12 protein-coding genes are annotated in these 13642 nt (G+C 57.9%); 4 read left to right on the forward strand and 8 right to left on the reverse strand.

Annotated features, from left to right (window positions below; all coding sequences use genetic code 11):
• The first annotated feature begins 9 nt into the window (after window positions 1–9).
• From fabA to AO240_RS22000, 3 genes are all read left to right on the forward strand, one after another.
• Entirely contained in the window at window positions 10–525 is a 516-nt protein-coding gene (gene fabA, locus AO240_RS21985; RefSeq protein WP_003210552.1) for a 3-hydroxyacyl-[acyl-carrier-protein] dehydratase FabA, read from the forward strand.
• An 11-nt stretch (window positions 526–536) separates the two neighbouring features.
• Window positions 537–1757, forward strand: coding sequence for a beta-ketoacyl-ACP synthase I (gene fabB / locus AO240_RS21990; protein WP_099239210.1), 1221 nt, complete (start codon window positions 537–539; stop codon window positions 1755–1757).
• 678 nt (window positions 1758–2435) lie between these two features.
• Window positions 2436–2852: an OsmC family protein gene (locus AO240_RS22000; protein WP_099239212.1), complete on the forward strand. Its 417-nt coding sequence runs from the start codon at window positions 2436–2438 to the stop codon at window positions 2850–2852.
• 114 nt (window positions 2853–2966) lie between these two features.
• Here AO240_RS22000 and AO240_RS22005 read toward each other — a convergent pair whose 3' ends face one another.
• Window positions 2967–3695 (reverse strand): dienelactone hydrolase family protein, encoded by a 729-nt coding sequence (locus tag AO240_RS22005; protein ID WP_099239214.1) that lies wholly within the window; start codon window positions 3693–3695, stop codon window positions 2967–2969.
• Window positions 3696–3761: 66 nt separating this feature from the next.
• Window positions 3762–5666: a molecular chaperone HtpG gene (gene htpG, locus AO240_RS22010; RefSeq protein WP_058411779.1), complete on the reverse strand. Its 1905-nt coding sequence runs from the start codon at window positions 5664–5666 to the stop codon at window positions 3762–3764.
• Window positions 5667–5978: 312 nt separating this feature from the next.
• On the opposite strand from htpG, the gene AO240_RS22015 reads away from it, so the two are divergent.
• A complete protein-coding gene (locus AO240_RS22015; RefSeq protein WP_099239224.1) occupies window positions 5979–6239 on the forward strand; it encodes a hypothetical protein in 261 nt (86 codons plus the stop codon).
• Between the two features lie 117 nt (window positions 6240–6356).
• Here AO240_RS22015 and AO240_RS22020 read toward each other — a convergent pair whose 3' ends face one another.
• From AO240_RS22020 to odhB, 6 genes are all read right to left on the reverse strand, one after another.
• Window positions 6357–7097 (reverse strand): DUF599 domain-containing protein, encoded by a 741-nt coding sequence (locus tag AO240_RS22020; protein ID WP_099239216.1) that lies wholly within the window; start codon window positions 7095–7097, stop codon window positions 6357–6359.
• A 254-nt stretch (window positions 7098–7351) separates the two neighbouring features.
• Window positions 7352–8665 (reverse strand): branched-chain amino acid transport system II carrier protein, encoded by a 1314-nt coding sequence (gene brnQ, locus AO240_RS22025; RefSeq protein WP_099239218.1) that lies wholly within the window; start codon window positions 8663–8665, stop codon window positions 7352–7354.
• A 419-nt stretch (window positions 8666–9084) separates the two neighbouring features.
• Window positions 9085–9966 carry a succinate--CoA ligase subunit alpha gene (gene sucD, locus AO240_RS22030; protein ID WP_028621692.1) on the reverse strand — a complete coding sequence of 294 codons (882 nt, stop codon included), beginning with the start codon at window positions 9964–9966 and terminating at the stop codon, window positions 9085–9087.
• Complete coding sequence (gene sucC, locus AO240_RS22035; RefSeq protein WP_058411715.1) at window positions 9966–11132, reverse strand: ADP-forming succinate--CoA ligase subunit beta; 1167 nt, start codon at window positions 11130–11132, stop codon at window positions 9966–9968. Before sucC ends, sucD begins: the two co-directional genes overlap by 1 nt.
• A 202-nt stretch (window positions 11133–11334) precedes the next feature.
• On the reverse strand, window positions 11335–12771 hold the full coding sequence (gene lpdA, locus AO240_RS22040; RefSeq protein ID WP_058411716.1) for a dihydrolipoyl dehydrogenase: 1437 nt from the start codon (window positions 12769–12771) through the stop codon (window positions 11335–11337).
• 109 nt (window positions 12772–12880) lie between these two features.
• On the reverse strand, window positions 12881–13642 hold a 762-nt coding region (gene odhB, locus AO240_RS22045; RefSeq protein ID WP_099239220.1), incomplete at its 5' end, for a 2-oxoglutarate dehydrogenase complex dihydrolipoyllysine-residue succinyltransferase.

Consider the following 13642-nt stretch of genomic DNA (forward strand, 5'->3'; position numbering starts at 1 on the left):
GGAGCTCGCATGACCAAACAAAACGCCTTTACTCGGGAAGACCTGCTGCGCTGCAGTCGCGGTGAGCTGTTCGGCCCAGGTAACGCGCAACTGCCCGCCCCGAATATGCTGATGGTGGATCGCATCACCCATATCAGTGAAGAAGGTGGCAAGTACGGCAAAGGTGAATTGGTCGCCGAGCTGGATATCACCCCGGACCTGTGGTTCTTCGCCTGCCACTTTGAAGGTGACCCGGTGATGCCAGGCTGCCTGGGCCTCGACGCCATGTGGCAACTGGTCGGCTTCTACCTGGGCTGGCAAGGCCTGCCAGGCCGCGGTCGCGCCCTGGGTTCGGGCGAAGTGAAGTTCTTTGGCCAGGTCCTGCCGACCGCCAAAAAAGTCACTTACAACATTCAAATCAAGCGCGTCCTCAAGGGCAAGCTGAACTTGGCCATCGCCGACGGTTCGGTCACTGTCGACGGTCGCGAGATCTATACTGCCGAAGGCCTTCGGGTCGGCGTATTTACTTCCACTGACAACTTTTAAGGGTTATCCGCATGCGCCGCGTCGTTATCACTGGTCTGGGCATTGTTTCTTGCCTGGGCAATGACAAAGAGACCGTCACCGCTAACCTGCGTGCAAGTCGCCCTGGCATCCGCTTCAACCCGGAATATGCCGAAATGGGTCTGCGTAGCCAGGTTTCCGGCTCCATCGACCTGCCCCTCGAAGAACTGATTGATCGCAAGATCTTCCGCTTCGTCGGCCACGCAGCAGCTTATGCCTACCTGGCCATGAAAGACGCAATCGCCGACTCCGGCCTGAGCGAAGACCAGGTATCGAACGTACGCACCGGCTTGATCGCCGGCTCCGGCGGCGCATCGACCCTGAACCAGATGGAAGCGCTGGACATCCTGCGCGAAAAAGGCGTGAAGCGCGTCGGCCCGTACCGTGTAACGCGGACCATGGGCAGCACCGTTTCGGCCTGCCTGGCCACGCCGTTCAAGATCAAGGGCGTGAACTACTCGATCTCCTCCGCTTGCGCTACCAGTGCACATTGCATCGGCACAGCGGTTGAGCAGATCCAGTTGGGCAAGCAGGACATCGTGTTTGCCGGCGGCGGTGAAGAAGAACACTGGAGCCAGTCGTTCCTGTTCGACGCCATGGGCGCGCTGTCCACCCAGTACAACGAAACCCCGCAAAAGGCCTCGCGTGCCTACGACGCCCAGCGTGACGGTTTTGTCATCGCCGGTGGCGGCGGTATGGTCGTGGTCGAAGAGCTGGAACACGCTCTGGCCCGTGGCGCCAAAATCTACGCGGAAATCGTCGGTTACGGCGCTACTTCCGACGGCTACGACATGGTTGCGCCAAGCGGTGAAGGCGCAATTCGCTGCATGCAGATGGCGATGTCGACTGTAGACACCCCAATCGACTACCTGAACACCCACGGCACCTCGACTCCGGTTGGCGACGCCAAGGAAATGGAAGGTGTGCGTGCAGTCTTCGGCGACAAGGCTCCGGCCATCAGCTCTACCAAGAGCTTGTCCGGTCACTCGTTGGGCGCCGCAGGCGTTCACGAGACGATCTACTGCCTGCTGATGATGGAAGGCAACTTCATGGCCGGTTCGGCCAACATCGACGAGATCGACCCGGTCGTCGCCGATATGCCGATCCTGACCAAGACCGTTGAAGACGTAAAAATCGACACCGTGATGAGCAACAGCTTCGGCTTCGGTGGCACCAACGCCACCTTGGTACTGAAACGCTGGCAGGGTAAGTAAACCCCTGCAGGTTGATCATGTGAAAAGCCCCGACTGGTTCGGGGCTTTTTTATGCGCGGCCGGTTTGTGAGGAGCCATGCGCTCAACTGTGGGAGGCTCCACTGCACCTTTGATGTAGCGCCGTCGCGCAGCAAACGGGCTTGGGCCTTCAGGTTGGGTACATATCCGGTATTTGGATTATGGCTTATATCGGTTTCGCTCTTACAGCGAGTCACTTTTGAAAGGACCCAAAAGTAACCAAAAGGTCCTCGCCCCACCACTCGGTGCCTCGCTTAGGCTCGGCATGCCCGCACACAGGCTTGAATCCGTGGGCCGCCGCGATGGGCCATCCTTGGCCCAGCGCGGCTAACCCGGCGTCCTGCCGGGTTACCCAAGGATTCAAGCCTGCGTGCGGCCAGCGTGGTTTAACGGGGCGCTTCTCAGATCAAAAGCAGATCAAAAGCAAGAGCACGGCGGCCTGAAAGCCGACCTGAGTGGTTGAAGCGGNGGTTGAAGCGGATCAAAGGCGCTTTTGTGGGAGCGGGCTTGCTCGCGATTGCGGTGTGTCAGTTGAAAAATACTTATCTGGCACACCGCAATCGCGAGCAAGCAGGCTCCCACACAAATGCGCGGAACACTTAAGTGGCAGAATGCTCTATAACTTCAAGACCTTCATCCTGCCGCTCCGTGAGGTTCACCATGCCGGTTACCGTCAATACGTTGAACAACGACAACTTTCACCACAGCGTGAATATCAATAACCACGAGCTGTTTACCGACTTGCCCAAGAGCCTCGGCGGTGATGACTCGGCGCCCTCCCCCCACGACTACTTCGATGCCGCGCTGGCGTCCTGCAAGGCGTTGACCGTCAAGCTCTACGCCCAGAAGAAAGACATTCCCCTCACCGGCGTGACGGTCGAGGTCACCCACGACAGCGCTGAGGAGCAAAAGGGCAAGTATAAGCTCAACGTCAAGTTGACCCTCAAGGGCGTGCTCACCGACGAACAGCGCGACGAACTGCACCGTGTGGCGGACCGCTGCCCGGTGCACAAGCTGATGACCACCGCAGACGTCACCATCGAGACGCAGCTGTCCGAAGGTGCGTTCAGCCAATAGCGCAACGCGCCGTCGAGCGGGTCATGCTCGGCAGCCGCTAAGCCGCTCAAACAGGAATCGTCAGCTAGCCATAGCGCTGACTTGCCTGCGATATGGCCGGAACAGGCGCTGAAATCAGCCCTTGAACACTTCATCCAGCAAGTTATGCATCGACTGGAAAGCACGTGCAGCGGTCTTCGCGTCGTACATCATCTTGCCTGGCACATTGGCGTGCGGGTCGGTAAACGAGTGCACGGCACCGCCGTAGCTGAGCAACTGCCAATCTACACCGGCCGCATTCATTTCATCTTCAAACGCCGGCAGTTGTTCTTTTGGCACCAAGGGATCAGAGGCGCCGTGCAGCACCAGCACTGAACCTTTGATGTTCTTCGCATCCGCAGGGTTTGGCGTGTCGAGCGTACCGTGGAACGACACGGCGGCCTTCAACGGTGCGCCGGTACGGGCCAGTTCCAGCGAGCAGCAACCGCCGAAGCAGAAACCAAAGGTTGCCAGTTTCGAAGTATCGACTGCGGCTTCGGTCTGACCTTGCAGTTGCTCGAAAGCGGCCTGCATGCGTGTGTTCAGCAACGCGCGGTCATCCTTCAGCGGCATCATCGCAGCGCCGGCTTCATCGCCATTCGAGGGGCGCACGGTTTGCCCGTAAAGGTCGGCGACCAGCACCACGTAGCCCTTGGCGGCAACACTTTTGGCGATTTCTTCGGCGCCTGCGCTCACACCCATCCAGTTCGGTGCCATCAGCAGGCCTGGCAGCGGGCCTTTATGGCTGGCATCAAACGCGAGGCGGCTTTCATAAGACTGGCCATCAATCTGATAGACCACGGAACGCACAGTGACTTGGCTCATCATTTACTCCAGTTGCAGTGGGCTGAAACGAAAAAACCCGCCGAGGCGGGTTTTTCCAAAACGCTGTTAAACCGACAGTTCAACCAACAGCTTGTTCAGTCGGCGCACGTAAGCGGCCGGGTCCTTCAAGCTGTCACCGGCGGCCAGTGCGGCCTGGTCGAAGAGGATGTGCGACAGGTCGCCAAAACGCTCTTCACTTTGCTCGCCGTCGAGTTTCTCGATCAGCGGGTGAGCCGGGTTGAATTCGAAGATCGGCTTGGAATCCGGAACCTTCTGGCCGCTGGCTTCGAGGATCTGACGCATCTGCATGCCCATGTCCTGCTCGCCGATGGCCAAAATCGCCGGAGAGTCGGTCAGACGGTGGGAAACCCGCACTTCGCTGACGGCATCGCCCAAGGCAGTCTTGATTCGCTCAACCAGGCCTTCTTTGGCCTTGGCGACTTCTTCGGCTTCTTTCTTCTCTTCTTCGGAGTCCAGGTTACCCAGGTCCAGGTCACCACGGGCCACGTCGACGAAGGTCTTGCCGTCGAACTCGCTGAGGTAGCTCATCAGCCACTCATCGATACGGTCGGTCAGCAGCAGTACTTCGATGCCTTTCTTGCGGAAGACCTCAAGGTGCGGGCTGTCTTTGACCGCTTCGTACTTCTCGCCGGTCAGGTAGTAGATCTTGTCCTGACCTTCCTTGGCACGGGCCAGGTACTCGGCCAGCGACACGTTTTGCTCCGCGTCGGTGCCCTGAGTCGAGGCAAAGCGCAGCAAACCGGCGATTTTTTCCTTGTTGGCGAAATCTTCCGCCGGGCCTTCTTTCATGACCTGGCCGAAGTTTTTCCAGAAGCCTTTGTATTGCTCAGGCTCGTTCTTCGCGAGTTTTTCCAGCATGTCGAGCACGCGCTTGGTCAGCGCCGACTTCATGGAGTCGATGATCGGGTCTTTCTGCAGTATTTCCCGCGACACGTTCAGCGACAGGTCGTTGGAGTCGACCACACCCTTGATAAAACGCAGGTACAACGGCAGGAAGGATTCCGCCTGGTCCATCACGAATACACGCTGCACGTACAGCTTCAGGCCTTTAGGCGCTTCACGCTGGTACAAGTCGAACGGAGCACGCGCCGGCACGTAGAGCAGCGAGCTGTATTCCAGCTTGCCCTCGACCTTGTTGTGGCTCCAGCTCAGCGGATTTTCATAGTCGTGAGCAATGTGTTTGTAGAACTCCTGGTATTCCTCGTCCTTGACCTCGGTACGAGGGCGGGTCCACAGCGCGCTGGCGCGGTTGACCACTTCCCATTCCTGGGCTGGAGCCTCTTCGCCTTCTGCCGCCGCCTGCTCTTTAGGCAACTCGATCGGCAGCGCGATGTGGTCGGAGTACTTCTTGACGATGTTGCGCAGGCGCCAGCCGTCGGCGAATTCGTCTTCGGCGGCCTTCAAGTGCAACACGATACGCGTACCGCGATCAGCCTTTTCGACGGTGGCGATTTCAAACTCGCCCTCGCCTTTGGAAGACCAGTGCACACCTTCGCTGGCGTCGAGGCCCGCACGGCGGCTGAACACTTCAACTTTGTCGGCAACGATGAAGGCCGAGTAGAAGCCCACACCGAATTGGCCGATCAGGTGCGAGTCTTTCTTCTGGTCGCCCGACAGGTTCTTCATGAAATCGGCCGTGCCGGATTTAGCGATGGTGCCCAAGTGGGTGATCGCGTCTTCGCGGCTCATGCCGATACCGTTGTCTTCGAGGGTGACGGTTTTGGCGTCTTTGTCGAAGCTCACACGGATTTTCAGCTCGGCGCCACCTTCCAGCAACTCAGGCTTGGACAAGGCTTCGAAACGTAATTTGTCGACGGCGTCAGAGGCGTTCGAGATCAATTCGCGAAGGAAAATTTCCTTGTTGGAATACAGCGAATGGATCATGAGGTGCAGCAGTTGCTTCACCTCGGTCTGGAAGCCCAGGGTTTCCTTTTGAGTTTCCACACTCATGGTCATCAAACTCCAATTGGATGGCAGTGGCCGCGCCCTTGAGGGTTGGCGGCGGGTTGTCTTCAAAGTTGGGGGCTAAGGCGAGGATTTCAAGGGCGCGACGATTGCTCAATCTTGAAATGGGCGCTGGCAGTGGCAATCGTTCAAACGCGAGGCGGCTACAGGCTGGTGCCGAAGGGATTTGAGGCGTTTGCGCTGCGGCTGAAAGTTCCTTGAAATTCTTTGTTTATATATCTATGGAATAAAAGGAACTAATGCTGAGCGCCCATGCTCGAAAGGCCACTAGATATCTTCAATAAGGAGAAACACCCCATGCGTAAAACTTTAGCTGTTTCCATGATGCTCGCCGCTGCCCTCGGTCTCGCTGCCTGCGATAAAAAATCCGAAGACAAAGCCCAAGACGCAGCCGCGCATTCTGAGCAAGCTCAGAAAGACATGGCCAAGGCTCAGGACAAAGTAAACGACGCTGCCAAAGAAAACGCCGACGCTGCCAAAGCTCAGGCTGAATCGAACGCAGCCGCAGCAAAAGAAGCCGCACCTGCAGAAGCACCAGCAGCTCCAGCCAAGCCTTAATAGTTTGGTTTGAAGCACGCAGTTGCAAAAAAGAAAGCCCGCTTACATAGCGGGCTTTACTTTGACTGCGTTTTTTGTTCGGGCAAAAAGTTGGAGTCGTTTTACCACCCTTAAGCGTTAAGACAGCGATTCCTTGGACGCCTCCGGCACCGACATATCGGTGGGGGTGTAAACCATCACCTGCAGTACGTCGGAATGAAACTCCCGGCGATACAGCACCACCACTACCCCGCTGCTCATCAGCATGAACAACCAAGGGCTGACAAACCACGCCAGCATGGTCATGCCGAAGTAATAAGCACGCAGGCCAAAGTTGAACTGGTTGGCCGCCATCGAAATCACCCGCGCCGCCCGCAGCGCAAACGCCTTGCGCTCCTGCTCCGACACATGCCGCTCACCAATCATTGGCGCCGAGCCCACCAGCACCGCCGCGAAGTTGTATTGGCGCATGCACCAACTGAACGTGAAGAACGCGTAAACAAAGACCATCGCCAGGCACAGCAGCTTGATTTCCGACATGCCTTGGGACGCTTGCTGCACCATCGGGATGTCCGCCAGCAGTGACACCGCGCGCTCGGAAGCGCCGAGTACGGTGAGGATACCGGCGAGGATGATCAAGGTGCTGGAAGCGAAGAACGAGGCATTGCGCTCCAGGTTGCCGACCACGCTGGCGTCGGCGATACGGTTATCGCGCAGCAGCATGCGGCGCATCCAGTCTTCGCGGTACAGGTGCAGCACGCTGGCCAGGCACGCGGTGTCACGGGCTTTCCAGGTGGCGTAACGGGTGTAACCGCCCCAGCACAGCACGAACCAGAGGGCGGCCAGCAGGTGGACTTGATTGGTTTCGACGAACGACATGCAGGTCCTTATAGAGTGGTTCCCCTGTGGGAGCGGGCTTGCGCGATGGGTTGCGAAGCAGCCCCAATGCAGGCGCCGGGGAATGCCTGAAGTATTGCATTGCTCATTACAGGGGCCGCTTCGCAGCCCATCGCGAGCAAGCTCGCTCCCACGCTGGGTCGTGTTCCAACGCTTGGGAGATGTATCTTATAAGCATAAAAAAAATGCCCCGTATTGATTGATACGGGGCATTTCGGTGCAACTTCAGCGGTGTATCAGGCGATGGCTTCGCTGCGCTTGCCGAGCATACGGTCAATCACTACGGCGACTACCAGGGTCATCACCGACGGCACCAGCCACGCCAGGCCTTGCTCGCTCAGTGGCAAGTCGGTCAACTGCTCAGGCACCCAACCCGCCAGGCCAGCGCCCTTGAGCGCGTCGATGCAACCGAAGATGAACGACACCAGCATCACCGGGCCAACAATGCGGCCCTGTTCTTGCCAGAAGTCTTTGCAGAAGCTCAGGGCCACCAACACGATGCACGGCGGGTAAATCGCTGTCAGCACCGGGATCGAGAAGGCAATCAGCTTGGTCAGGCCCAGGTTGGACACAAACAGCGAGAACAGCGCGAGTATCACCACCAGGGTCTTGTAAGACAGCGGCAGAACTTTGCTGAAGTACTCGGCGCAAGCGCAGGTCAGGCCCACGGCCGTGACCAGGCACGCCAGCGAGATCAACACCGCCAAAAACCCGCTGCCCAGCGAGCCGAAGGTGTATTGCACGTAAGCGTGCAGCACGGCCGCGCCATTCGCTGCACCCGCAGCAACAGCGTGGCTGCCCGAACCCAGGCGGAACAGGCTGACGTACACCAGCGCCAAGCCCACGCCGGCAATCAGCCCGGCAATGATTGCGTAGCGCGTGATCAGCTTCGGCGACTCGACGCCACGCGAACGGATCGCGTTGACGATGACGATACCGAACACCAGCGCGCCCAAGGTATCCATGGTCAGGTAGCCATTGATGAAGCCTTGCGAGAACGGTGCGGCAACGTATTCCGGCGTCGCGACGCCTACTTCACCGGCCGGCAACGCAAACGCGGCGATGCCGAGAATGGCCAGCGCGATGATTTTCAGCGGCGCCAGGAACCGCCCCACGGTGTCCAACAGTCGGCCTGGGTACAAGGACACAAAAAACACCACCAGGAAGTACACCGAACTGTAGAGGAACAGCGCCAGCGGGCTTTCGCCGGTCAGCGGTGCCAGGCCCACTTCAAACGAAACAGTCGCCGTGCGCGGGGTCGCGAACAACGGGCCGACCGCCAAATACGCCGCCGCTGCCAGCAGGCCACCGGCAACCTTGCCGATCGGACTGCTCAACGCATCCATGCCACCGCCGACTTTAGCCAGAGCTATCACCGTGACCACCGGCAGGCCGACTGCGGTGATCAGAAAGCCCAGCGCCGCCATCCACACATGCGGCCCGGACTGCAACCCGACAATAGGCGGGAAGATGATGTTGCCTGCGCCCACGAACAGCGCAAAAGTCATAAAGCCTAACGCCAGGATGTCCTGGCTTTTCAACACTTTCATTTGAGGAAATACCACACTACTGAATCGGAATTTAGAGAGGGATTCCCTGTGGATGAGGGAAATACTGCCGGCCCGGATAGGGCTCGACGAGTCTGGCGCAGAGCTTCCTTTTGGGATGCGCGCGCACAAAGAGGCGGCAAGAGTACAGAATCAGGCCGAAAAACGCACTGTTGCAGGGCGCACTGTCCGATAAGCGACATTTTAATGTCGCGTTTTTATACTTAACCTGGCGATACAGACGAACTGTGGGAGGGGGCTTGCTCCCGATAGCGGTGTGCCAGTCAACCTGTACAGTGACTAATGCATGGCTATCGGGAGCAAGCCCCCTCCCACAGTTTGCATCTTCATCAAACCCCAGAATGCACAAAGGCCACCCGAAGGTGGCCTTTGTTTGGTGAAGCGTCAGCCAAGCGCGAGGCTTACTTGACAGCCCAACCGGTCAGCTCGGACAAAGCCTTGCCGATGTCTGCCAGCGAACGCACGGTTTTAACGCCTGCGTCTTCCAGGGCAGCAAACTTCTCGTCTGCAGTGCCCTTGCCGCCAGAGATGATTGCGCCAGCATGGCCCATGCGCTTGCCCGCAGGGGCAGTCACACCAGCGATGTAGGAAACAACCGGCTTGGTCACGTGTGCCTTGATGTAGGCAGCCGCTTCTTCTTCAGCCGAACCGCCGATCTCACCGATCATTACGATCGCTTCGGTCTTCGGGTCTTCCTGGAACAGCTTCAGGATGTCGATGAAGTTCGAACCCGGGATCGGGTCACCGCCGATGCCGACACAGGTCGACTGACCGAAACCGGCGTCAGTGGTCTGCTTCACAGCTTCGTAGGTCAGGGTGCCGGAGCGCGAAACGATACCGACTTTGCCTGGCAAGTGAATGTGACCTGGCATGATGCCGATCTTGCATTCGCCTGGGGTGATCACGCCTGGGCAGTTAGGGCCGATCAGGACAACGCCCAGCTCGTCGCACTTAACTTTAGCGTCCAGCATGTCCAGGGTAGGAATGCCTTCGGTGATGCAAACGATCAGCTTGATGCCGGCGAAAGCAGCTTCCAGGATCGAATCCTTGCAGAAAGGAGCCGGTACGTAGATCACGCTGGCAGTAGCGCCAGTTTGAGCAACAGCGTCTTTCACGGTGTTGAACACTGGCAGACCCAGGTGCTCGGTGCCGCCTTTACCAGGGGTTACGCCGCCAACCATCTTGGTGCCGTATTCGATGGCTTGCTGGGTGTGGAAACTACCTTGCGAACCGGTAATACCCTGGCAGATAACTTTGGTGTCTTTATTGATCAGGACGCTCATTACTTGCCCTCCGCAGCTTTGACAACTTGTTGAGCAGCGTCGGTCAGGCTGGTAGCTGCGATGATGTTCAAACCGCTTTCTGCCAGTACTTTAGCGCCCAGTTCAGCGTTGTTACCTTCAAGGCGAACAACCACCGGGATTTTAACGCCGACTTCTTTCACTGCACCGATGATGCCTTCGGCAATCATGTCGCAACGAACGATGCCGCCGAAGATGTTAACCAGTACTGCAGCGACGTTGGAGTCGGACAGAATGATCTTGAACGCTTCGGTAACGCGTTCTTTGGTAGCACCGCCGCCCACGTCGAGGAAGTTGGCTGGTTTGCCGCCATGCAGGTTGACGATGTCCATGGTACCCATGGCCAGGCCAGCACCGTTGACCATGCAACCGATGTTACCTTCCAGGGCTACGTAGTTCAGTTCGAACTTGGCAGCGTGCGCTTCGCGCGGATCGTCTTGCGACGGATCGTGGAAAGTTTTCAGCTTTGGCTGACGGTACATGGCGTTGGCGTCGATGTTGATCTTCGCGTCAAGGCAATGCAGATCGCCGTCAGCCTTGATCACCAGCGGGTTCACTTCCAGCAGGGCCAGATCGTGATCCTGGAACAGTTTGGCCAGACCTACGAAGATCTTGGCGAACTGGGTAACTTGTTTGCCTTCCAGGCCCAACTGGAACGCCAGCTCGCGACCCTGGAATGGCTGAGCGCCAACCAGTGGATCGATAGTGGCTTTGAGAATTTTTTCCGGGGTGTCGTGAGCGATTTTTTCGATGTCCACGCCACCTTCGGTGGAAGCCATGAACACGATGCGACGGCTCGAACGGTCAACGACAGCGCCCAGGTACAGCTCTTTAGCGATATCAGTGCACGATTCAACCAGGATCTTGGTGACTGGTTGGCCATTGGCATCAGTCTGGTAAGTCACCAGACGCTTGCCCAGCCACTGCTGTGCGAAGGCTTTGGCGTCTTCTTTGCTGCGAACCAGCTTAACGCCGCCCGCTTTACCGCGACCACCAGCGTGAACCTGGGCTTTGACAACCCACTCGGTGCCGCCGATTTTGTCGCAAGCTTCTGCTGCTGCTTCCGGGGTGTCTACTGCGTAGCCCTGGGATACTGGCAGGCCGTATTCAGCGAACAGCTGCTTACCCTGATACTCGTGAAGATTCATGCTTTTTACCGTCTTCGTTAGGTACTGCGCATTCGGCGCTGCGCTCATTATGAGTGCCGCGCCACCTGTGACTGCTGCTTGCACAACTTCAAGGGCCTAAGGCCTGCAAAGCTGCGCAAGACTGCGTCCAACGGATATTCCGCGGTGAGTCTTGCGCGCAAGGCTCACGACGGGCAACCGCCGTGGTTTCTTATTATCTCGCTTAGCGCTTCTTGCGGTTGGCGATGTGGATGGCGCCGCCATTCACTGCCAACGCTGCTTCGTGCAACGCTTCGGACAGGGTTGGATGGGAGAAAACCATCATGCCCAGGTCTTCGGCACTGGTGCCGAATTCCATACCGATTGCGCCTTGCTGAACCAGTTCTGCAGCGCTAGGGCCAATTACGTGTACGCCCAATACGCGGTCAGTCTTGGCATCAGCGATGACTTTGACAAAACCACCGGTGTCGTTGGCTGCCATGGCACGGCCAGAAGCGGCAAACGGGAAGGTGCCGACGTTAACTTCAACGCCTTCAGCTTTCAACTGCTGTTCGTTCTTGCCGACCCATGCAATTTCCGGGTGCGTGTAAATGACCGACGGGATCAGGTCGTAGTTCATCTGGGTTTTGTGGCCCTTGATGCGCTCAACAACCATCACGCCTTCTTCGGAAGCCTTGTGCGCCAGCATCATGCCGCGAACCACGTCACCGATGGCGTAGACGCCCGGCACGCTGGTAGCGCAATGATCGTCAACGAAGACGAAGCCGCGCTCATCAATGTTTACACCGCTGTCGGAAGCCAACAGTTCGGTGGTCACCGGGCGGCGACCAACAGCAACGATCAGCTTGTCGAAAGTGATGGTTTTTTCACCCTCTTTATCGGTGTAGGTTACAACGACTTCTTCGCCGTTGACCTTGGAACCGGTAACACGAGCGCCCAACTTGATGTCCAGACCTTGCTTGGTCAGGGTTTTAAACGCTTCTTTGGAAACCGCGGTGTCGGCAGCCAGCAGGAACGTGTCCAGGGCTTCCAGCACAGTCACTTCGGAGCCAAGACGCGACCAGACCGAACCCAACTCCAGGCCGATCACGCCAGCGCCGATCACGCCCAGACGTTTAGGAATAGCCTGGAACTCCAGGGCACCGGTCGAATCAACGATGACGTTGTGGTCAACGGGCGCTGGCGGAATGTCGATTGGGCGCGAGCCGGACGCCAGGATCACGTTTTCGGCTTCAATGATTTCTACCGAACCGTCAGGCTTGGTCAACTCGACTTTCTTGCCGGCCAGCAGCTTGCCGTGGCCTTGCAGGGAAGTCACGCCATTGGCCTTGAACAAGGTCGCAACGCCGGAAGTCAGGCCTTTAACGATGTTGGCTTTACGGCCGATCATTGCCGGCACGTCCATGGTCACGCCAGCATGGTTGATGCCGTGAATCGCGAAACCATCCTGGGCTTCGTGGAATTTCCAGGAGCTGTCCAGCAGCGCCTTGGAAGGAATGCAACCAACGTTCAGGCAAGTACCGCCCAGTGCCAGTTTGCCTTCCTTGTCGGTGTATTTTTCGATGCAAGCAGTCGAGAGGCCCAGTTGTGCGGCCTTGATGGCGGCAACATAGCCGCCAGGACCTGCACCAATCACTACAACGTCAAATTTCTGTGTCATAAAAAGGTTCCCTTTTTAGCTGCAAGCTACAAGCTGCAAGCCACAAGTTGAAAGCACCGTTCGCCCGCTTTGGGCCTGGAGCTTGCAGCTTGGAACTTGCAGCTGCTTTTTAGATATCCAGAAGAAGACGAGCCGGGTCTTCCAGCAGGTTCTTGATGGTCACCAGGAACGTCACGGCTTCTTTACCATCGATCAGGCGGTGATCGTACGACAGCGCCAGGTACATCATCGGGCGGATCACGACTTGGCCGTTGATCGCCATCGGACGCTGGAGGATGTTGTGCATGCCGAGGATCGCAGCTTGTGGCGGGTTGACGATCGGGGTCGACATCATCGAACCGAAGGTACCACCGTTAGTGATGGTGAAGGTACCGCCGGTCATCTCGTCGATGGTCAGCTTGCCGTCACGGGCTTTTTTACCGAAGCCGGCGATGCCGCCTTCGATTTCAGCCAGGCTCATCAGCTCGGCGTTACGCAGCACCGGTACTACCAGGCCACGGTCGCTCGACACGGCAACGCCGACGTCAGCATAGCCGTGGTAAACGATGTCGGTGCCGTCGATCGAGGCGTTGACTGCCGGGTAACGCTTCAGCGCTTCGGTAGCCGCTTTGACGAAGAACGACATGAAGCCCAGGCGCACGCCATTGTGGGACTTCTCGAACAGGTCCTTGTACTTCGAACGCAGGGCCATCACTTCAGTCATGTCGACTTCGTTGAAGGTGGTCAGCATCGCCATGTTCGACTGTGCTTCAACCAGGCGCTTGGCCACGGTGGCACGTACGCGAGTCATCGGCACGCGCTTCTCGGTGCGGTCGCCTGCAGCGAACACAGGCGCAGCGGCAGCCGGGGCGGCAGGCTTGGCAGGGGGGGG

Origin of the sequence: Pseudomonas sp. ICMP 460, assembly GCF_002723595.1 — a bacterium.
Lineage (GTDB): Bacteria > Pseudomonadota > Gammaproteobacteria > Pseudomonadales > Pseudomonadaceae > Aquipseudomonas > Aquipseudomonas kitaguniensis.

Bases quoted from the DNA above. Each gene is read 5' to 3' on its own strand.
- sucC (WP_058411715.1), bottom strand. From the start codon at position 11,132: ATGAATCTTCACGAGTATCAGGGTAAGCAGCTGTTCGCTGAATACGGC.
- brnQ (WP_099239218.1), bottom strand. From the start codon at position 8,665: ATGAAAGTGTTGAAAAGCCAGGACATCCTGGCGTTAGGCTTTATGACT.
- lpdA (WP_058411716.1), bottom strand. From the start codon at position 12,771: ATGACACAGAAATTTGACGTTGTAGTGATTGGTGCAGGTCCTGGCGGC.
- fabA (WP_003210552.1), top strand. From the start codon at position 10: ATGACCAAACAAAACGCCTTTACTCGGGAAGACCTGCTGCGCTGCAGT.
- AO240_RS22015 (WP_099239224.1), top strand. From the start codon at position 5,979: ATGCGTAAAACTTTAGCTGTTTCCATGATGCTCGCCGCTGCCCTCGGT.
- AO240_RS22020 (WP_099239216.1), bottom strand. From the start codon at position 7,097: ATGTCGTTCGTCGAAACCAATCAAGTCCACCTGCTGGCCGCCCTCTGG.
- AO240_RS22000 (WP_099239212.1), top strand. From the start codon at position 2,436: ATGCCGGTTACCGTCAATACGTTGAACAACGACAACTTTCACCACAGC.
- AO240_RS22005 (WP_099239214.1), bottom strand. From the start codon at position 3,695: ATGAGCCAAGTCACTGTGCGTTCCGTGGTCTATCAGATTGATGGCCAG.
- fabB (WP_099239210.1), top strand. From the start codon at position 537: ATGCGCCGCGTCGTTATCACTGGTCTGGGCATTGTTTCTTGCCTGGGC.
- htpG (WP_058411779.1), bottom strand. From the start codon at position 5,666: ATGAGTGTGGAAACTCAAAAGGAAACCCTGGGCTTCCAGACCGAGGTG.
- sucD (WP_028621692.1), bottom strand. From the start codon at position 9,966: ATGAGCGTCCTGATCAATAAAGACACCAAAGTTATCTGCCAGGGTATT.